Consider the following 19,027-nt stretch of genomic DNA (forward strand, 5'->3'; position numbering starts at 1 on the left):
GATCCAATACTGGTCGGGACGCCGAACGCGGCGCCCCGGCCTATGGCATCAGCTATCGAGAGCCGAGGAGAGAGCCTTTTCGATGCTACGCAGCAAAGCAGTGCGCTCGCGCTTTGTCAGATCCTGCGTCAGGGGTTTGACGCGGAGAGACAATGTTCGATCTGCTTTGCGAGTCAGGCGAACCTTGGCAATCTCGAGCACGTCATCAAGATCGAAAATCGTCTGCGCGTTCAACTGCTCGGTCGCTAAAAATAGCTCCTCCAGCAGCTTAGGACCCGCCAACCGTAGCTCGAGCTCCCGAATTTGTTTCGCCCGCGTCAAAGCAGCCTCACGTTGTGTATCGTCGCTCAAACGAGCCTGCAGCTTCGAAGCGAAATTGATGCTCATGGCTTCGGGATCGAGCAGGACGTCAAGGATCTCTTGCGGTACGTTCAGCAGCGATAAGGTTCGGCTGACAGTCGCGACATCCTTGCCGACTGCGGCGGCGAGGCGATCCTGCCGCCCGAGGTGGAACCGCTCCATGGCCCATGCCCAAGATCTTGCACGTTGAAGCGGCGTTACATCTTGCCGCCCTGCATTCTCGGCCTCTGAGATGCGCCACGCCTCTTCATCATCGACGGAAATGATCCTCGCTTTCAGCTGCACATCCAGTCCCTTGGCGAGGAGCAGGCCGACGGCCGCGTGCCGACGCATCCCTGCGATGATCTCGTAATGACCAGCCCCCTCGCTAGAGCGACGCACGATGATAGGCATGCGTTGCCCCTCGCGGGCGATACTGTCGATCAGTTCGGCCGAGCGGCGCGGGCAGAATTCCTGAGCATGCCGGGCGTTGCCTGCCCAAGCAACACATTGGGAGGGGTGAATGGTGTGGATTGAATCATCGTCCTCCGGCTTTTCCCAACTGGCAAGTGATTGCCCAGGAAACAGCTGGGCCTGCGTGTCTGTTTCTTCGATCATGGTCATCTCCATCTGAAAGCGCTTTGCTCTCAGATCGGGAATGCCACTAATCGTGTGCAAACTTGCCGGAGGTCACCCAACTGTAAAAGGGGCAAAAATCTGTCGAGTTCCACCGGCGGATTAACTTGACAGTCTATCATCTGCTGACGATTGGTGAGACGCGCAGCCCCGCGTACGAATTGGCCGCTTGGCGCGATCAGGACCCGAAACTCTCTCGGAATCGCTTCACGCTGCGCGTCATTGCCCGACCAAGCGAATCTTTACCCGCAGATTCGAATTTGTGGATCCGGCTGGCCTCGACGATCGCCTTGTCCGCGATATTGCGGAATGGACTCGACTCTTCTCCGGGCGGGCGAAGCGCGAATTCTATTGAGCCGACTTTGTCCATCAGAGAAACACCTCTGCCCATAAGGAAGTCCAGCCCATCCGGAGATCCAGCCGCATTCTTTTCGATGACAAAGCCGGTGTTGTCATACTTATCATCTTTATCGTTTGTCAGATAATCGTCCGTGTCAAATCCGGTGTGGTCGTCTGAGGATTCGATCACTGCGCTGTACTGATCCCGTGTTATCACGCAGCGGTAAATAGCGAGAAGATTATACTTCGCATCCGACTTTTCTCGGTGAGCTGTTGCTAGCAATGCCTTTCCGCGAGCTGCGTCGCCACTTGCCCAATGCCGGGTCAAATTGTCTCTAGCGAGGGAAATGACGGACGAATACATCTCGCTTATTGCGTAGGCGAGGCACGTGAGCGTTGAGGCACCGTGCCGTACAGTGGCGGCAACCATGTCCGCCTCTCTGCTGCCTTGCTTCCGTATTGCTTCAATCTGATCCTGTAGTGAAGCCCGCTTCCCGGAATATCCCTCGCGCTCCTTCTTCTCGACTTTCCGATATACAATATCGACAACGGTCAACGAACGTGTGTGTTTGCTGGTTGTGAAGCTATCGACCAGTGAATCAACCCAGGAATCAAGATCATCCAAATAATCGTGCAGGCGCACTAGCTGCTCGACTGTCGGAGGCGCCGTACCATCGAGTTGAGCCAGCGTGAATCCCAACGCTTCCGCCTGGTCTGCTGCCAAAGCTTGCATATCATTTGACTGAATGAACTCCTCGAGTTCATTCTGCTCCGCTAAGGTGACGGCTTCCCCTTTGGACCACTTGGCGGCCAGCCGGGCGAGTCTACGGACTTCTTCCAGGGGCACAGAGGCACTTCCAACGGTAAGACGCATCGGCGCATCCGGAGATCCAGTTTCGAAGCTGTTCCATTCGGCGTGGAAAAGCCGCGCTGCGCGAATCTGCGCTTTGAGATAGATCCAGAAAATCGAGACATGGTTATGGATGTCCCACAGGCTGGCCTGTTCCTCAGCGGGTCTACTCGCGATATATCTCGACGCCTTTTCGAGATAGCCTTGCATGAGAAAATTCGCGAAGCTGGGGTGATTGGCCATTATTCCGAACACCGCTACAGCGGCTGACCAAGGATCGGGCTTGGGCATGATGGCGGTGTGTTTGAGGGACCGGCGCCTGGCCTTTTGCCGGCGGGGATTGCTTTCCCATATTGGGCGAAGTGCGTTGATGAGCGCCGTGATCACCTCCTCATTACCGGGAGCATAGATCATCCAGCGAAAACGGTCTGCCAATTCAGCTGCATCCGCAGGGACGGTGGTTTTTGGAAAACGAACATCGGCGTCATCGAGCACTCCCGATGGTGCGCGACAGAAATCACTAAACCCAAGCAAGGCCTTGCCATAACTTTCGCGATCTCCGCGGACCCAGCCTGAGCTGGCGAAGCGGCCGCGCTCCACCGCATCTTTAACATCTTTCCGTGCCGCTGGGATATCGGCACCAGAAAGCATTATCAGTTCAAACGGGATCCTTACCTTGGTCATCGTGCTCCCCATTTCTGGAGAGCACGACATAGGCATTGAGGCTTATAATCCCCTTAATTTTCAACTTGTTCGAGGCGAGAGATGTAGAGTTCGAGCAGACTGAGATTCTTTTCCAGACGCTTCCGAGCCCGGAGAATGTCCTCTCGATGTCGGTCCAACTCAGCTGGCGAAATATTCCCGGTGGATGCTTTAGCTTCGAGGGAAAGTGACTCTGCTTTGATTGCGGTGATCTTGGCTTCAACCGCCACTCTGTTCTCTTTGATAAGTTCAAGCCGGATGTTGTCGGATTGGTCCGCGTCGGCAAACCCATGGTTCAGGCCGCTCAAATTGTTCTCGTCATTCATCATTGATCTCCATTTGCTTTAACATTGAGGTATGAGAGTTGAGCGGCGGGGCCCGGCTTCGATGATGATACCAGCGCACTGCGAACGCTGGTGCGGCAAGCGAGCCGTTCATGCTGACCAGTCCGGCATGCGCTCAGGCGGCTGCCAGAAGGCTGGATGGCCGCCCTTCAATTTGATCCAGTCGTATGCGGTGCCACGTCGCAAACGTCTGGGTTCGTCGATCGCGAGGCGCCGACAAATGATCGCAATGAGATAATGTTGTCGCCCTGAAACAGGCAGCTTGCGCCAGTCACTTAGCTTGCCCGCGCGATCCCTGGCTTCGAATTCCGCGGTCTGTTCATCACGGAGCGCTTTTGCCCACGCCCAGGCCACCCGAGCGCCCTCGGAATGACACCAGACCAGCCGCTTCGGGCAGGCGAAGATGTGTGCGAGATATGCGCCCCGGCCGCCGACCACCTCCGCAGCGGAGATCGCCATCCAATACGCATACAGCGGCCCATGATGTTCGAGGCCAAGAATAGCCAGATCGTCCAGATCGACGTAGCCGCCTTTTTCAGCGACCGAACCGTGCGCGAACAATTTGTTGTTGCGGGTGCGGCTGTTAGTCCGGCGGATGTTTTCTTGCCGTACGTGGAAGGATAGCCTTTCTGCATCACCCTCTCGAACAGCAGCGGCCGCCTTCATAATCCTGACGCGTGCGCGCAGGGACGCGATTTGGCCGCGCAACGCATTTCGCGCGTCGAACGAAGAAGCGGATTCGGAAGCTGTTAGGTCACTTTGCATGACCTCCTTAGATCATGATTCGTTGCCAAACTTCCTGGAGGTCATCCGCGCTGTCAGCGGCTATGACGGTGGCGCGAATAACAGTTCGTCAATCCGGCAGGCTGCCCTCCGAATGGTGCTAATGACACCGCTTTTCGCCTCCACCTGGGCGAGGTCATAACATCGCTCCAGCATCGCAAGGATCGTCACCCGCTCGATGTCCGGGAGCGAGGTCAGGCCGCACATCGCGAGGGCTACGTTGGTGGCGTCCTTGCCATTTGTGGGCTCCGGCAAATCGCCTGCGACAATCTGCATCAGCAAGGCGGCGGGCGTCCCCACTGGCACGGTCAGGGCCATCTTGGCGCCGGTTGCTCGCTTGGTGAACATCTCGCGCCGCTTCGCGGTGCCGCCAAGCCGATCGATGAATGCGGCGAGATCAGCGCGATCGAACTGCGATTGCTGAGCAAAGTAAAAGATAGGCAGCCATTCGGCATGCGATGCCTCCACTGCGAACCGGATATATTCGACTGGTCGGAACAGCGTCTCCTGCTTGAGAAAATTCTTTAGAAGATTGACTTCGGTCACGACACCGCGGCTTCCGATACGGTCGTCACCGGTGGCGCGAACCTCGCCGATCAGTCGCAGCGTCGGGGCTCCTTCCACCTCGCTGAACTCGCCCTCGCGGACGAAGCTGAGCTGGTCGAGCAGGGTCTTGTCTATCGTTATCGGGCGCTTGCCGTCGTCGAGGACGCCTTCGTCGAGGTCGGCAAGCAGAATGCGATCGGGGCCGCGTTGCAGCAGCTTCTCCACCATCGGCAGTATCTGCTGGCGAGCCATAGCGTCGCGTTCGTCGAGCATGGTGCGAAGGTCGCCATATTTGATGCGCGACGACTGACCAGGGTAGCGGAAGAAGATATCCCCCTCTCGGATATCGCCTTCTTGCTTGGTGACGATGACGGGGCGGCTCGGATGCTGCTCCACATGGAGGATGCCGACCGCTTTGCCGCCAAAATCTATAACCGTCGAACGGACGCGGGGTGTTGGGTCGAGCTTCGCCTTGACATGCGAGGTAAGATCGGCCGGATCGAGATTAGCGAATTCCGTGCCGGTCAGGCCAAGAACGGCGAAACTCTTGTCGACCCCGTCTGTCTGGGCGGTATCCTTGTCGTGGACACCGAACAGAATGTAGCCGCCCCGGTTGTTGGCGAGCGCCGCAATCGCACGAAGCCAGACGTGCGGATTGCGCAAGCGAAAACTTGCCTTGCATTCGTGTTCGTCAGTCTCGCCGGGGGAAAAGCGCCAGGTGCCATCAGCGTCCTGCGCGAACAATGCCGTGATCGTAACCGGATCCAGCGGACCCCTCGGCGGTGATGGTGCCGCCGTCGGCACCGCCGACATGGTGGCTGACACCTGCTGAAAGCCGCCCAGAAAGGTATCCAGGGTCGCATCATCGGCCGCAGAGATTGCGGCGGAGTCGCTATAGCTGCCGTCCGCAATGTTGGTAATTCGACCGGAATTCACCTGGCGGTCTGGGCGATTGAAGTAAAACTGAATGGCGCTGTTACGCATCCCGCGATTGCGCATCGCCTTGATGAGCGCAATCTCTTCGTTCGTTATACTTCGCTTCGCCATTTACGTCCCCACTTTGGGCGCAGCCAACCTCAGAACAACCGATTCAGCAATTTCGGTTCGCTTGTTTTGAGACGATCAAGCATGGTGTTGACGTAGAACATGTCCGGATTGGCGATGGTAGGAAGGACAACGACGGCGTAATCGGGTAGTTCGCGGTTGAGCGTGAAGACGACGAGGCCGACGCCGTGGATGCTGCACAACGACGTCAGCCGGTTCATGTCGTCGCTGGTCGTGGTGCGGGGCACGACAATATAGCTTTTGTGGCTGAACAGGCGATAGGCGACCGCCTGGCCGAAGGCTACGACGGGCTGACCCGGCACGGCCTTGATCTCCGCCGTTACGATCTGCGGTTCGAACTTGAAGATGTCTTGAGCGCGCGGTTTCAACACGCCGATCACGTCGGGCGTGCCCCATTTGCCGCCGAGCACGCTGCCACCGAGCGCACCCGCGTCGGTCACCTCGTCATTCTCCTCTAACCATTCGGCGAAGCTCGCGTAGAAATCCTGCTCGGACAGCAATGCCGAATCGGTTGTGGCGTTCTCTATGGCGACCGGCTCCGCGGCGATGGCCTCGTCCTGCGCGACGGTCTCCGCAGCATCGGCGTCAGCATAGCGGACGAGTTGGTAGGTGCCGCGCGCGATCTTCACGATGCCGTCGCCACGCTGGAAGAGGTGGTGCGTCGCGCCCCGAATCGAGTTGAAAGGCGTCTCCGGATGCTCGGCGGAAACCGCCTTCAGCACTTCCGCCCAACGCACGCCGCCAGGATGTCGTTCGAGTACGGCGCGTGTTGCGTCCTCGATCTGCTTACGATTCAGCTTCGCCACGGCACTCCCCTTTCGCTTGTTTGCCCGCGCCTGTGCCGAACGCTTCGTCAAGCATCGCTGGCAGCAGCTGGTCCAGATCAGCCGCTCCACTGCACGCTGCCGCAGCCGCAACGCGGTCGAACAGCGGCACGAGCAGATCCTGAACTTCGACCGGCGGCAGCGGGATGCTGATCGCCAATAGCATTTCCGGCCTAAGCCGTTCGCGTCGCGCGCCCTGACCACGGGTTGCAGGTGCGAGTTTGGCATGAAACCACGGCGTGCGAGACAGATAGGCAAAATAGGCAGGGCGAAGGACAGTCGGATTGCAGCGGAACGTGCGGTATTCGGGAGAGGCGAACAGGCCCGCAAACTCGTCGCCGCAGACGGCAACAGCGCCCTCCCATCCCTTGACCTGACTGACCACGAACTGGCCGGCAGCAAGGCGGTTGAAATGTCGATAGGTGGTATCGGCGGCGGTCACGCCACCTTTGCGGAACAGCCCGCCGCCGAAGCCCCGGATGCCAACCTGAGGATAGGTGATGTCCGAGGCGATGGCGATCCGGTCCTCATCAAGATCGAGCGCGTCGGCCAACTGAATGGGCTGCGCCTGATATGTCTCATTGGAGCGAATAATGAGCGCGGCTAGGTTCTCATCGATCTCAGTGCGCGCCGCCTGAACCCGTTCGATCGCTACCGTCGCGGCATTCAGTCGCGCCACTATCCGTCGCTGTTCAGACAGAGGCGGAAGCGGAATGAACTGAGCGAGGAAGCGCGCTTCCTTGAGACGGACGCGATTGGTGCTGCCTTCGCTCGCCTGCTTGCACAGGGCAATGAACCAGTCGGTCCGGCTAACCCATGCTACATATTCGGTGAGTGCACGGTCGGGCTGAACGTCGAAGACTGGAAAGTCGTTCGATACAACCGCGCCGTCCAAATCCGATGGTACGACGCCGAAGGCACCGTGGCGCGCGTCGATTTTGGAAATAACAAACTGGCCTTCGCGGACACGGTTCTGATGCGAAGCGGCTATCTCCGCACCCGTGACTTCGCCGCGCAGTGTTAAGCCCTTACCCCACAGCTTCGCCGTGACCTGCTTGTAACTGGTGTCGGGCAAAAGCGTGATCCGGTCGGTTGACGGCCGCAAGACCTCACCCAACGCCACCGTAGGCCACGTCATGCCGCGTCGCACTCTGTTACCAGCGCGTGAAGCTCTTTGAGGATAGCCAGCACCTCGCGCTCCTTCGCCAGTGCGGCGGCGACGATTTCGGCGGGCGCGCGGTGATCTTCGGTGGCCTTGGCGTTGGGGTTCTTCTGGTCGAGGTTGACGGTGCGGATCGCACCAGCATCGTCGCGCTCGATCAAAGCCGGACCGTTTACGACCCACGCCCGGGCGTCCTCACCGCGCTCGTCCCACCAAGCCGTTAGATCAGCGAGGTCGGCGGTCTGAAGCGGTGCAGTCTTGCTATATTTTTTGCGGCCTTCCGGTGCGGGCTGCTCCCAAAAATGGATGTCGCCGGTCGGGCCAGTGGTATCGAAGAACAGCACGTTCGATGCTATGTCGGTATAGGGAGCGAACACACCCTCGGGCAGGCGAACGACCGTGTGGAGATTGAACTTCTCCAGCAAGTCAGCCTTGATCCGCGCGGCAACGCCGTCGCCGAACAGCACACCGTGCGGCACGACCACGGCAGCGCGGCCCTTACCCTTGCGCTTGAGCCGCCGCATGATGAGCTGCAGGAACAGCAATGCCGTCTCGGCGGTGCGGCGATCGTTGGGGAAGTTGGAGAGAATGCCGGCTTCTTCCTCGCCGCCGAAGGGTGGATTGGACAGGATCACCTCTACCCGCTCGCGCTCGCCGATGTCTGCCAGCCGATGGCGGAGGGCGTTCCCGGGATCGATATCGGGCGCCTCGAGACCGTGAAGCAGCAGGTTCATCTGCACGAGCAGATACGGCAACGGCTTGGCCTCGACGCCGATCAGCGAGCCGACCTGGAGCTGGCGGCGCTTTTCCACACTGTCGGCTTGCCCGGCCATATGCGCATAAGATTCGGTCAGGAAGCCGCCCGTGCCGCATGCGGGGTCCAACACCTTCTCGCCGATCTGGGGATCGATCCGCTCGACCATGAAACGCACGACGGCGCGCGGCGTGTAGAATTCGCCGCTGTCGCCGGCAGCGTCGCGCATCTCGCGCAACAGCGTCTCATAAAGGCGGCCGAGCGTATGCATCTCGTTTGAGCTGTCGAAATGGATACCGTCGACGAGGTTGATGACCTCACGCAAAATATAACCGTCGATCATACGGTTCTGAACACCGCGGAAGACAGTGGCGATTACGTCGCGCCTATCGCGCCCGCCGTTCCGGCCACGAAGAGAGCGCAAATGGGCGAACAGGCCGGGGCCTTTCGTGCCGTCAGGCCGGACCGGCTCGTCGGCGTTGATGAAGGAGAGCAGGTCGGGGCCGGTGATCCCCGCCTTGTCGGCCGCCCAGTCGCGCCAACGATACGGTGCCTCGATCGCTGCATGGAATGGCTCGCCCGCCAGCTCTGCCTCGTCCTCATGCACCCGCTCAAGATCATCGAGGAACTTGAGGAACATGATCCAAGTAAGCATGGGTAGCCGATCAAGGTCGCCATTCAGCCCCTTGTCCTTGCGCATGATCTTCCGTGCCGCCCTTACGATCGAATCAAGGCGCTGGGCCGTGGTCTGTGGGGCAGCAGTTTTCTTTGGCTGGCGCGCCATCGTCTTCCTTCAGTATTAGGTCAGGCCGCGTAGAGAGCGGCGGTGAGTTCAGCGACGGCCTCGCGCATGGGCTGCGGGCCGCCAAATCGGCGGGCGATTTCGCTTGGGTTGCCGAAGTCCGACACCGGCTGGACCTTGAGCGCATGAGGCAAAGCCAATTCGTCGGCACCGCCGCTGGCATATCGATCAAGCAGCGCGCCGAGGATCGCGCGGGCATCGTCGCCATACCGGTCGAACAGGCCCGCATCGCGGAGGCGGCGGGCACGCTCGGCGCGCGTGGTGAGCGGCGCGTTCCAGGCGAGATGGCAAAGCAGGTCGAACGGATCGTCGTCCGGGCGGCCAGCTTCGACGGCGAGCGCGTGCAGATCGATCCCGCGTTCGGCCAGCGCATCGATGACGGCGCTGCGCTTGTCGGGCATCGCCCATTCAGCGCGGAAAGCCGCCGGGGTAGCGAACAACGTTCGCACTTTCTCTCCGGTCCAATCGGTCAGCTTCCGGCAGGTCAGCCGTTTACCGTCGCTGTCGAGGTCATATACGAGGTGGGCCACCACCTCCACGTCGCCGCCGTCGACGTAGAACTTCCGCGGCATCCCATCGTCTTCGTCGTCCGGTGGCAGCACGGTTGGTCCCGTATCCTCGTCACCGTCATTGGGCTGATCATGTTCCTCGACCTCGGTCGCGACTACCGCGCCAGCGTCGTCGATCTCGGTATGGATATCGGCCGTAGGCTCCCCGTCGAAGCCCGGGTCGGCGAACTTCTCTGTCGCGGTTCCAGTGTAGTCCAGAATGGAGAACCACAGCTTGCCGTAATCCTCACGCAGGCGCGTGCCACGGCCGATGATCTGCTTGAACTCGGCCATCGAGCCAACGACCCGCGCCAGCACGACGTTCTTGCAGGTGGGTGCATCGACGCCAGTCGTGAGCAACTGCGACGTTGTAAGGATGACGGGCGAATCCGTCTCAAGATCCTGGAAACGGCTCAGCATGCCCTTCCCGATATCGCCTTCATTGGCTGTGACGCGGGCGACATAATCAGGGCGCTTCGCCACCATGTCGGCGTTAATCCGAACGAGCGCGGCGCGCATTTCACTAGCATGATCCTGATCGACGCAGAAGACGATCGTCTTGGCGTAGCGATCGGTGTTCTTAAGGAAGTCGGTCAAATGGCGGGCGATGGCCTCGGTGCGGGCGCGCAAAGCCACAGTGCGCTCGAAGTCGCGGGTCTGATATTCCTCGTCGGGAACTTCGCGACCGTAACGGTCTAGCTCGCCCGCGCTCGGCCGCCAGCCGGCAGCGTCCAGATCGGTAACGATGCGGTGAACACGATAGGGAGCGAGGAAGCCGTCGGCGATACCCTGTGCCAAACTGTAGGTGTAAAGCGCATCTTGAAAATAGGCGTAAGTGTCCCGGCTCTCCTCTCGCAGCGGCGTTGCAGTCATGCCGAGCTGAAAGGCAGGCTCAAACCAGTTTAGAATTTCGCGCCAAGAACTGTCCGCTCGGGCGCTGCCGCGATGGCATTCGTCGATTACGATCAGGTCGAAGAAGTCCGGCGCGAACTCGCGATAGAGGCCGGGGCGATGCTCGTCTGCCGCGATCGCCTGATAGGTTGAGAAATAGATATCGCGTCCGTGGCTGACCGACCCGGCGCCGAGCTTCCAGCGTGCGTCGCCGAACGGCGTGAAGGTCTTGTCCTTCGGATCATCGACAAGGATGTTGCGATCCGCAAGGAACAGGATTTTCGGCCGGCGATGATCGCCGCGCTTGTTCCAGCCGGCAGACCATAGTCGCCAGCAGATCTGGAAGGCGACGGCCGTCTTGCCCGCGCCAGTGCATAAGTTGAGGAGGAGTCGTCGCTGACCACCGTGGATCGCCTCCAGTGACCGGTTGACCGCGATTTCCTGGTAATATCGCAACGGCCGATCAACGTCCGGGAAACCCGGTTCGAGCACGCGCTCCGCCGACGGTTCAGGCAGATTGAGCCGGTCACGTAACCGCGCCCACAGTTCCTCTGGCGTTGGGAAGTTGGGACGGATGGCCTCCGTCCCTGCCACCATATCGATCTCGATGATCTCATGTCCATTACTGGCATAGGCGAAGCGCAGGCCCAGCATCTCGGCATAGTCGCGCGCCTGCTGCACACCATCCTGAGCGGAGCGATACCCGGCCTTTGCCTCAATTACCGCAATCGGGTAGTCAGGCCGGTAGCGCAGGATATAATCAGCCCGCTTCTTCTGCCCGCGACGGGGCGCTCCGCCGACGAACATGACGCGGCCATCGGTGAACGTGCGCTGCTCCTGAATTGCGCACGGCGCGTCGTCCCAACCGGCATCCTGCAGGCGGGGGACAATCAGCTTCCGACAGGTATCTGCTTCCGTGATCATAACTTAGCCGGTGTTCTGCCGGGCGCGCGCTGGCATAGCAACGATTTTCAGAAACACTCAACGGCAAGAATCTCGGTTTCCTCCAGTGTGACGCTGTTACGCGAAGCGAGCATAATTGCCCTCACGAGACTTGGTTTCGTGACATACCACGCCCCATCTCCGAGGCGACCGCCCGCCGGGCAAGTCCTGCTTTTGCCAACACGTGCCTCTGGGTTACCATGTACGGCGATCAGGAGAAGTACCGCCGCCCACCTATTTCCACGCGATTGCGAGCTCGCAATTGGGCAGGAATCACAGGCCAGACACAGCACTACAGGCGCTGCCGCGCTTGATCCAGCAAGCTGCTGCGAAAGGGTTGAGGTTGCAAGAAGAGAGTAAGAGGGGGGAGGCGCGTCAACGTCTTGTTCGAAAAACAAGACCCGCGCCTCCCCCCAAGCATAGATAGATATTAACGTTCCTGGTCCACGGAGGGGCCATGGACTCCTGGACAGGCTGGTCGACTGACCGCAAACTCGCTGCTCACGTTCTGTCGCAAGCTCATGGCGCACGTCAGAAAGAGGGTCGCAAGGCGAGCCAGGGAATCCGTCAGGAAGTCCAGCGACTGAAGGCGAACGGGCAAGCGGATCGGGCTGCGCTGCTCGAAGAACGCGAAACAAAGAAAAGCCGAGCGTTCGCCCGACGATTACGCCGACGCGAAGAGGAAGATGCCAGGCGCGATGGTCAGAAATTGCGGGCCGCAATCAAGAAATCCGAACGCCTGCGATTGAAGGCCACTTGTCCTGCCAAACTGTATCGGCACTTCGAATACGGTAAGGGGGGTGTCGGGACCGCGCCGTCTCCCGGCGCCCTGCCCCGCGATTTGTTCCTCGAATGGATTCCGCGTGGGTTCAGTTCGGGTAGGGATCGAAAATTTCGTCAGGAGCAGAAGCGTAGCAACGCCCGTACCGCCCGTTGGAAGTCTGGCGAATTCGGCCGCAAGTTGCGATATATTGAGCGAGCCGATGCACTCGAGCAGATCGAGGGCAATATCATCAGCAGTATGGGTGACCATCTGGAAGAACGGGTCTCTTGTTCACGACAAATTGAACAACTCGAGGCCTTGGATCGGGACAATGCGGGCGTCTATCGCCACGTCATTATCGCGCTGCCCCATGAGCTTGAGCCGGAAGCGCGAGCCCGCCTTCTGGCCTCTCTCGTTAAGCCGCTGGAGAACATGAGTCTGCCGTTCACGGCCGCCCTCCACAAGCCGGACGAGCAAGGTGACCAGCGCAATTTCCATGCGCACATCCTTCTCAATCTCCGTCCCATGACCAGAGTCAGCGATCACGAATGGACGTTCGCCGCCTTCAAACGCCGATCGCTTGAAACTCCTGCTGGTCTCAAGCTGCAACGCCGCTTCATCGCCCGATCATTCAACCGCGCGCTCGCAGCCGAACGCAGCTCAGCCCAATACACACATCTTTCTCGCGGAGACCGGGGACAGGCGTCCCCCGGCAACACGAAAAAGTTCGAGAGCGAGGTCAGGTCGGAGAGAAAAAATGATATGGCTGCTGGCAGACTTCGGTCCGCTCAAGGCCATTCATCCCTCCTTGAGGCTGTCTCGCAAGAAGTGGATGAAACGGAACGCCAGCTCAACATTCTGTCGGACGCTGATGGACAATTAGCCGCCATCAAGAACGTCCTATTCGTAAAGGCTGCGGCCGAGATGGATGCCAATCAGCAAGCGATGGACCGGCTGGCAAAGGCGGACGCCACCGCGGTCCGCATGACGCACGACGTTACCGCAGGCGGGCCGTCGCGGGAGCAGGCAGAAGCCGTCGAAGAGATTGAATCACCAGATCAAGCCGCACCTGCACAATCCCAAATGGTTGAAAGCTCGTCGATGGCGGAAGCTGCGCGAGCACGCGAATTGATGGACGAGGATCGCGAGAAGCGCCGGCAAAAGCCCCAGGCCAAGCAAATCGACAACACAAGCTTCAGCGACTGGTTCGACGCGGCGCAGCCTTTCAGGCTGGGTGAGCGACGCCAAGCAAGTCACGATGCTGCGATGGAATTGGAACTGTCTGGCAAAGGCGCGCTTCTCCACAGTCAGGCATTCCAGCTTGTTCGTGACGCGTTCGTCAGCCCCGTACCGAAATTTTTCGTGGAACGGCAGGAGGAGGGCGCTAGGCAGGTGTACGCTGAGAATGATGATCTTGTGCGGGCATATCGGAAACTCTCACACGACGACGCGAGCGCGCCCTTTCTTCTGGCGTTGCTGAATACGAGCCCAGCTCCTCCGGCCGATCTGGACGCCACGTTCAAACGTTTCGTCATAGGACGCGCGCGCCCGACGAATACTCAGGGAAAAAGGGTCACGGCCGCCGCACGCCCGATCGAAGCCACAGAAGAAGCGCCTTCGCTCGTCGAACAACTCTATTTATCGGGACGGTTGAAAGGCGGGCCGGCAATATGAGGATGACACAAATTGCTGACGTCCATCGTCAGCAGCAGTTGTCCGCTGCCATCGGGCGATGAGCAGCACTTGCCCGTGAGAAGCTTGGATGAGGGAAGTGGCTGTCGCTGAAAAGTGAAAGACATTCCCAAGCACCGGGATCGCAGCCGTCCCGGTTCTGACAAGCGAGTACTAACTCATGTTTTACCTCAACGAAGAAGACCGGCAACGCGAGGCGCTGGCAAAAAATGGCACGATCGCTCTCGCTACCATTGCTGGCTGGCAGACAGAGCCATGCGCCAACGTCCTGCCTCCGGTGCTTGCAGGATATGATTACTGCCGTGGGCCGGACCTCGTTCTCGCCCATTGGCGCCGGAACGTGTCCCTCGGCCGACTTCTCGCGGCCGTGCGCGAAACACGGCTCGACCTGCTGCTGGTGGAGCCCGCGTGGATCGGGACGGCGGCCGACTTCCGTATCTCTGCGATCCTTTGCCGTGAAGGCGACACGCACGTCTTTCGGGGCCTGCGTTTGTGGGCGGCAGACATTAACGGACCAAATTGGCTGATCCCCGATCCTTCGGATCGGGATCTGGATCCGCGCTGCTTCGATCTCGCCATGAAGCGCATGACACCAGACGAGCAAGTGCCCTTCAGCGACCCTGAGACCCGCGACCTTGGTCTGCTGGTCGGCGGTATCCGGTGGAAGGCTATGGCGGGGGGCCACCTCATATAAGCATGGGCTGCGAATTCGCGGCCCAGTCTGCCGAGAGCAGCACCGCCTCCATTGGCTTGGAGAAATCTGCTGCCCGCCACCAGCGAGCAACAGCGGTGAAAGAACAGGAAGCTCAGGCAGCTGAGCGAAGTGAAATGAAAATCGGGAGATGCGTGGCTCGGCTCGTTGACCATGCTCCCCTGCAAATAAGGTACATATCGAATGAACATGCCCATCATGTCGCGTCCCGCAGGGGAGGCGCAAACCCAGCCGTTTGTCCGTGAGGCGGTGCGCCGCCGCTTGCTGGCGGTCGCGCATCAGATCGGTGGATTAATCGATTTAGAGCCTCACCACCGGCTTCCCGGCGCCGAGGGCGGAATACTGCTCATGGAGCGCAATCTACTCGTCACAGGCACGTCGCAGTTTCGGCCGCTCGGCTGGGATCCGGCCGAAGAAATATGCCTACGGCATGGCCTGGATATCCTGCTGCTCCGCTTCGACGCTTACCAGGTGAGCTTCGACATCTGCATGCATAGCCGCAACTCGTGGCTTATCGATTACCGCGGCTGGTCGGCCGACGGAGAACTCTGGTTCGTTCCGCGTGCCGATGATGGCAGTCCATATTTGAAGGCCAGTCAATATAGCCTCCTTCTTACCGATCATCCACCTTTTGCCAGCGCCCGCCAACGCGAAGCGGGACTCGCCGCTGCTTGCCCATGGAATGCGCCGAAGGAGGTCCGCGCGTGAGGACGAAGACAAAAACGAAGATAGTGGCGAAGCCCGAGCCAGAAGCACTTTCCTGCTTTCGGGCCGATTGCAGCGGCCAGCCGGATTTCCGGTATCACCGCTATTTCTGGAAGGAGAGCGGGCCGAGAACCGGGATCGCCGCCACGGTTCGCGCCAAGTTGCAGCCTGCCGGACACCAGGCTGCCAGGCATGATCTGCTGCTGCCCCCCACATCACCAGGGGAGTATTCGGACCTGGATCATCTGCTTGCGCGCTTCGATGCGACGCAACCTTCGATCGAAAGGAATGGCTTTGCTCAGTTCACGATCGACCTCAGCAGCGATCTTCCCCTCCATGTCAGTTGGGAGGAGATCCGAGCCTGGGTACGAGCCTATTTCGTCAGCCGGCTCCAGCTTGCGGCCCTCATGGTTTTACACGCTCCGTTCATGGCCGGCTCGGCGAATGATCCACATGTCCACATCCTGCTCCCTGCCAGAAGGCTGAGCGCGAATGGCTTTGGCTTGCATGCCCGGGACGTTTGCTGCGACGAAGGTCATGCGGAGGCGCAGCGCGACTGGAACGCGTTCCGAGCGGCTGGGCAGTTCAATGCCTGATCAACAAGAAAGCGGCAGCGGTGGCCGGACTTTCCAAAGGCATCCAGCCATCAGCACGCCGCACAGCGGCCACTGCGCGGGAATCAGCCATGTCCATTGAGAAGCGTGGGACCAACGAAGTATCCGAAAACCTCGGCGGGCCAGCCTTGCGGACCTTTTTCGGTATCGCCGATGCCTGGCATCTCAGTGAAGCGGAGCAGATGAAGCTGCTCGCTATCTCCCGCCGGCCAACCCTCCATCGGTGGAGGGTTGGCAAAGCCGCCAGGCTGGGCCGAGACCGGTTGGAGAGGATCAGCTACGTCCTCGGCATATTCAAGGCGATTAACATCCTCCTGCCGGATCCTGCACGAGCCAGTGCGTGGATGCGCGCGGCAAACAGCGCCGACGTGTTTGGGGGAGGTACGGCGCTTGAGCGGATGTCCCGCGGCAACGTTGCGGATCTTTATGTCGTCCGCCAGTATCTCGATGCTCAACTAAGCTGACAGGGCAATTCGCCTCGCTGTTTCCGGCTGGACCTGGCCGGTAGGCGAATGTCCGGTTCGGAACGTGGTCGCGGGGATAGCTGTCATTCACGCGGCGTCGGCTAACGAACCTTTGCGGTCTCAGGACCGGTCAGTCCGTTTTTTCATTAAGCTGAATTGCCAGTCGCCAGTTCCTTGCGCCACTCCCACTTTCACAGTTTCACTTGGTTCAATCGCAACGCATTGCCGACCACGCTGACCGAGGACAAAGCCATGGCAGCAGCCGCGATGATCGGCGAGAGAAGAAGGCCGGAAAAGGGATAGAGCAGGCCGGCGGCAATAGGCACACCGGCGGCATTGTAGATGAAGGCAAAGAACAGATTCTGCCGGATGTTGGACATGGTTGCTCGGCTCAACGCCCGTGCCCGCACGATGCCTGTCAGATCACCATGGAGCAGCGTCACTGCGGCGCTTTCGATCGCGACATCGGTGCCCGAACCCATGGCGATACCGATATCGGCGGCGGCGAGTGCCGGGGCATCATTGACTCCGTCTCCGGCCATCGCCACGATATGACCTTCGCCCTGGAGGCGCGCGACCACTGCGCTCTTCTGATCGGGCAGCACCTCCGCTTCCACCTGTTCGATGCCGAGCCGTCGTCCGACCGCTTGCGCCGTCGTGCGATTGTCGCCGGTGAGCATGACCACAACGATGCCCGCTTTGCGCAAGGCGGCGAGCGCTTCAGCTGTGGTCGGCTTGATGGCGTCGGCAATGGCAAAAGCGCCCGCAACCGTGCCGTCGATAGAAATGGAGATGGCGGTTGCGCCGTCTCCTCGCAGTGCGTCTGCCTGCCAGGCCAGCGCAGCAACCGAAATGCTGCCTTCCTCCAGGAAGCGGGCATTGCCGAGCATAATATGCTTGCCCTCGACAGTGCCGACGGCCCCCTTCCCAGTCGGGGAGTCAAAGCCATCGACCGGCGGCAGCGTCAGGCCGCGCGCCTCGGCCGCAGCTACGATCGCCAGCGCTAGGGGATGTTCGGAAGCCCGCTCAACCCCGGCGGCAAGCCGGAGAAGGTCATTTTCCTCAAAGCCCGGAACGGCAAGGATGTTGACGACCGATGGCTTGCCCTCGGTCAATGTGCCGGTCTTGTCGACGACCAGTGTGTCGACCCTTTCCATCCGCTCCAGTGCCTCGGCATTCTTGATGAGCACGCCAAGGCCTGCACCGCGACCGATACCTACCATGATCGACATGGGCGTCGCGAGGCCGAGGGCACAGGGGCAGGCGATGATGAGGACGGCAACCGCCACGATCAGGCCATGAGCGAAGCGTGGTTCGGGACCCCAGATCGCCCAGATCGCAAAGGCCGTGATCGCCACCAGCAGCACGGCAGGGACGAACCATCCGGCCACCTGATCGGCCAGCCGCTGGATCGGCGCGCGGGAACGCTGCGCCTGCGCCACCATCTGGACGATGCGGGCAAGCATGGTGTCGCGGCCGACCTTTTCGGCGCTGACGACGAGCGCGCCGCTCTGGTTGATGGTGCCGCCGATCACTTGGTCTCCGATCGTTTTTGTAACAGGCATGGATTCGCCGGTCACCATCGACTCATCAATCGCCGAGCGGCCCTCCTCGACCACCGCGTCGACCGGCACCTTTTCGCCTGGACGCACCCGCAACCTGTCGCCGACCACGACCTGATCCAGCGAGACTTCCTCATCGCTGCCATCGCCGCGCAGCCTTCGCGCGGTCCTGGGCGCGAGGTTGAGCAGAGCCTTGATTGCCCCAGACGTGCGCTCGCGGGCGCGCAGTTCGAGAAGCTGGCCCAGCAACACCAGCACGGTGATTACCGCCGCCGCCTCGAAATAGACGGCGACGCCACCATTTTCCCTGAAAGCCATGGGGAAGATGTCCGGCGCAAGCGTCGCCACCACGCTATAGGCCCAGGCGACACCAGTCCCCATGGCAATAAGCGTGAACATGTTGAGGTTACGGGTCTTGAGCGACAGCCAGGCCTTTTGGAAGAAGGGCCAGCCACCCCACAGGACAACGGGCGTGGCGAGCAGGAACTGAATCCAGGTCGACATCCGCTCGGTAACAAGATGGTGGAGTGCCGGGACGAGGTGGCCACCCATTTCCAGCGCAAACACCGGTAGCGTCAGCACAAGGCTGATCCAGAAGCGACGCGTCATGTCGACAAGCTCGGCGCTCGGACCGGCCTCAGCCATGGCGATTTCGGGTTCCAGCGCCATGCCGCAGATCGGACAGGCGCCGGGATGATCCTGCCGGATCTCCGGGTGCATCGGACAGGTCCAGATGGTCGAGGACGCTATCGGTTTTGGACCAGTCTTCCTGTGACCTGGATCATCTGCTTGCGACATTCCGGCATGGCTCGCGCCGCAGTCTGGACCGTGCCCATGATGCGCGTCGTGATCATGCTTCATATGTCCGTTGCTCCAACGTGGCTCCGACGGGGCCTGACATTCTGTCAGGCGGCAGGGCTGTGGCTGAATGCGTAACTATACCTAAAGCTGGGATGGGATGAGCACATTACCATCAGGCGTCACGGAG

Annotated in this window: 15 protein-coding genes; 5 read left to right on the forward strand and 10 right to left on the reverse strand. The window is 60.3% G+C overall.

Annotated features, from left to right (window positions below):
- Positions 1 to 48: 48 nt before the first annotated feature.
- The 9 genes from EWH10_RS13815 to hsdR form a co-directional block, all read right to left on the reverse strand.
- Positions 49 to 969 carry a ParB/RepB/Spo0J family partition protein gene (locus EWH10_RS13815; RefSeq protein WP_130030010.1) on the reverse strand — a complete coding sequence of 307 codons (921 nt, stop codon included), beginning with the start codon at positions 967 to 969 and terminating at the stop codon, positions 49 to 51.
- A 184-nt stretch (positions 970 to 1,153) separates the two neighbouring features.
- Entirely contained in the window at positions 1,154 to 2,848 is a 1,695-nt protein-coding gene (locus EWH10_RS13820) for a hypothetical protein (RefSeq protein WP_130030011.1), read from the reverse strand.
- Between the two features lie 53 nt (positions 2,849 to 2,901).
- A complete protein-coding gene (locus EWH10_RS13825; RefSeq protein ID WP_165363366.1) occupies positions 2,902 to 3,192 on the reverse strand; it encodes a hypothetical protein in 291 nt (96 codons plus the stop codon).
- A 108-nt stretch (positions 3,193 to 3,300) separates the two neighbouring features.
- Entirely contained in the window at positions 3,301 to 3,975 is a 675-nt protein-coding gene (locus tag EWH10_RS13830; RefSeq protein ID WP_130030013.1) for a hypothetical protein, read from the reverse strand.
- Between the two features lie 60 nt (positions 3,976 to 4,035).
- Positions 4,036 to 5,586 carry an AlbA family DNA-binding domain-containing protein gene (locus tag EWH10_RS13835; RefSeq protein WP_130030014.1) on the reverse strand — a complete coding sequence of 517 codons (1,551 nt, stop codon included), beginning with the start codon at positions 5,584 to 5,586 and terminating at the stop codon, positions 4,036 to 4,038.
- Between the two features lie 29 nt (positions 5,587 to 5,615).
- Positions 5,616 to 6,410, reverse strand: coding sequence for a hypothetical protein (locus EWH10_RS13840; RefSeq protein WP_130030015.1), 795 nt, complete (start codon positions 6,408 to 6,410; stop codon positions 5,616 to 5,618).
- Positions 6,391 to 7,566, reverse strand: a complete 1,176-nt coding sequence (locus tag EWH10_RS13845; RefSeq protein ID WP_130030016.1) for a restriction endonuclease subunit S — start codon at positions 7,564 to 7,566, stop codon at positions 6,391 to 6,393. The genes EWH10_RS13840 and EWH10_RS13845 overlap by 20 nt, the downstream gene beginning before the upstream one ends.
- Positions 7,563 to 9,128, reverse strand: coding sequence for a class I SAM-dependent DNA methyltransferase (locus EWH10_RS13850; RefSeq protein ID WP_130030017.1), 1,566 nt, complete (start codon positions 9,126 to 9,128; stop codon positions 7,563 to 7,565). The genes EWH10_RS13845 and EWH10_RS13850 overlap by 4 nt, the downstream gene beginning before the upstream one ends.
- A 20-nt stretch (positions 9,129 to 9,148) precedes the next feature.
- Positions 9,149 to 11,509 carry an EcoAI/FtnUII family type I restriction enzme subunit R gene (gene hsdR / locus EWH10_RS13855; RefSeq protein WP_130030018.1) on the reverse strand — a complete coding sequence of 787 codons (2,361 nt, stop codon included), beginning with the start codon at positions 11,507 to 11,509 and terminating at the stop codon, positions 9,149 to 9,151.
- A 475-nt stretch (positions 11,510 to 11,984) separates the two neighbouring features.
- On the opposite strand from hsdR, the gene EWH10_RS13860 reads away from it, so the two are divergent.
- From EWH10_RS13860 to EWH10_RS13880, 5 genes are all read left to right on the forward strand, one after another.
- Positions 11,985 to 13,964, forward strand: coding sequence for a MobA/MobL family protein (locus EWH10_RS13860; RefSeq protein ID WP_130030019.1), 1,980 nt, complete (start codon positions 11,985 to 11,987; stop codon positions 13,962 to 13,964).
- Between the two features lie 178 nt (positions 13,965 to 14,142).
- The gene (locus tag EWH10_RS13865) at positions 14,143 to 14,676 is read left to right on the forward strand and encodes a hypothetical protein (RefSeq protein WP_130030020.1); all 534 of its coding nucleotides are present in this window, start codon (positions 14,143 to 14,145) and stop codon (positions 14,674 to 14,676) included.
- Between the two features lie 201 nt (positions 14,677 to 14,877).
- Positions 14,878 to 15,402: a hypothetical protein gene (locus EWH10_RS13870; RefSeq protein WP_229742615.1), complete on the forward strand. Its 525-nt coding sequence runs from the start codon at positions 14,878 to 14,880 to the stop codon at positions 15,400 to 15,402.
- Positions 15,399 to 15,995: a MobA/MobL family protein gene (locus EWH10_RS13875; RefSeq protein ID WP_130030021.1), complete on the forward strand. Its 597-nt coding sequence runs from the start codon at positions 15,399 to 15,401 to the stop codon at positions 15,993 to 15,995. The genes EWH10_RS13870 and EWH10_RS13875 overlap by 4 nt, the downstream gene beginning before the upstream one ends.
- Positions 15,996 to 16,084: 89 nt before the next feature.
- Positions 16,085 to 16,477, forward strand: coding sequence for an MbcA/ParS/Xre antitoxin family protein (locus tag EWH10_RS13880; RefSeq protein ID WP_130030022.1), 393 nt, complete (start codon positions 16,085 to 16,087; stop codon positions 16,475 to 16,477).
- A 191-nt stretch (positions 16,478 to 16,668) separates the two neighbouring features.
- Here EWH10_RS13880 and EWH10_RS13885 read toward each other — a convergent pair whose 3' ends face one another.
- Positions 16,669 to 18,900: a copper-transporting P-type ATPase gene (locus EWH10_RS13885; RefSeq protein ID WP_130030023.1), complete on the reverse strand. Its 2,232-nt coding sequence runs from the start codon at positions 18,898 to 18,900 to the stop codon at positions 16,669 to 16,671.
- Between the last annotated feature and the right edge of the window lie 127 nt (positions 18,901 to 19,027).

The sequence above is a fragment of the Sphingobium fuliginis genome (assembly GCF_004152845.1).
In the GTDB taxonomy this organism is placed as follows: domain Bacteria; phylum Pseudomonadota; class Alphaproteobacteria; order Sphingomonadales; family Sphingomonadaceae; genus Sphingobium; species Sphingobium fuliginis.

What these genes read in the sequence shown, in the direction of transcription:
- EWH10_RS13830 (WP_130030013.1), bottom strand. Translation starts at nt 3,975, where the DNA reads ATGCAAAGTGACCTAACAGCTTCCGAATCCGCTTCTTCGTTCGACGCG.
- EWH10_RS13825 (WP_165363366.1), bottom strand. Translation starts at nt 3,192, where the DNA reads ATGAATGACGAGAACAATTTGAGCGGCCTGAACCATGGGTTTGCCGAC.
- EWH10_RS13835 (WP_130030014.1), bottom strand. Translation starts at nt 5,586, where the DNA reads ATGGCGAAGCGAAGTATAACGAACGAAGAGATTGCGCTCATCAAGGCG.
- EWH10_RS13865 (WP_130030020.1), top strand. Translation starts at nt 14,143, where the DNA reads ATGTTTTACCTCAACGAAGAAGACCGGCAACGCGAGGCGCTGGCAAAA.
- EWH10_RS13885 (WP_130030023.1), bottom strand. Translation starts at nt 18,900, where the DNA reads ATGAAGCATGATCACGACGCGCATCATGGGCACGGTCCAGACTGCGGC.
- EWH10_RS13820 (WP_130030011.1), bottom strand. Translation starts at nt 2,848, where the DNA reads ATGACCAAGGTAAGGATCCCGTTTGAACTGATAATGCTTTCTGGTGCC.
- EWH10_RS13870 (WP_229742615.1), top strand. Translation starts at nt 14,878, where the DNA reads ATGAACATGCCCATCATGTCGCGTCCCGCAGGGGAGGCGCAAACCCAG.
- hsdR (WP_130030018.1), bottom strand. Translation starts at nt 11,509, where the DNA reads ATGATCACGGAAGCAGATACCTGTCGGAAGCTGATTGTCCCCCGCCTG.
- EWH10_RS13880 (WP_130030022.1), top strand. Translation starts at nt 16,085, where the DNA reads ATGTCCATTGAGAAGCGTGGGACCAACGAAGTATCCGAAAACCTCGGC.
- EWH10_RS13850 (WP_130030017.1), bottom strand. Translation starts at nt 9,128, where the DNA reads ATGGCGCGCCAGCCAAAGAAAACTGCTGCCCCACAGACCACGGCCCAG.
- EWH10_RS13860 (WP_130030019.1), top strand. Translation starts at nt 11,985, where the DNA reads ATGGACTCCTGGACAGGCTGGTCGACTGACCGCAAACTCGCTGCTCAC.
- EWH10_RS13845 (WP_130030016.1), bottom strand. Translation starts at nt 7,566, where the DNA reads ATGACGTGGCCTACGGTGGCGTTGGGTGAGGTCTTGCGGCCGTCAACC.
- EWH10_RS13815 (WP_130030010.1), bottom strand. Translation starts at nt 969, where the DNA reads ATGGAGATGACCATGATCGAAGAAACAGACACGCAGGCCCAGCTGTTT.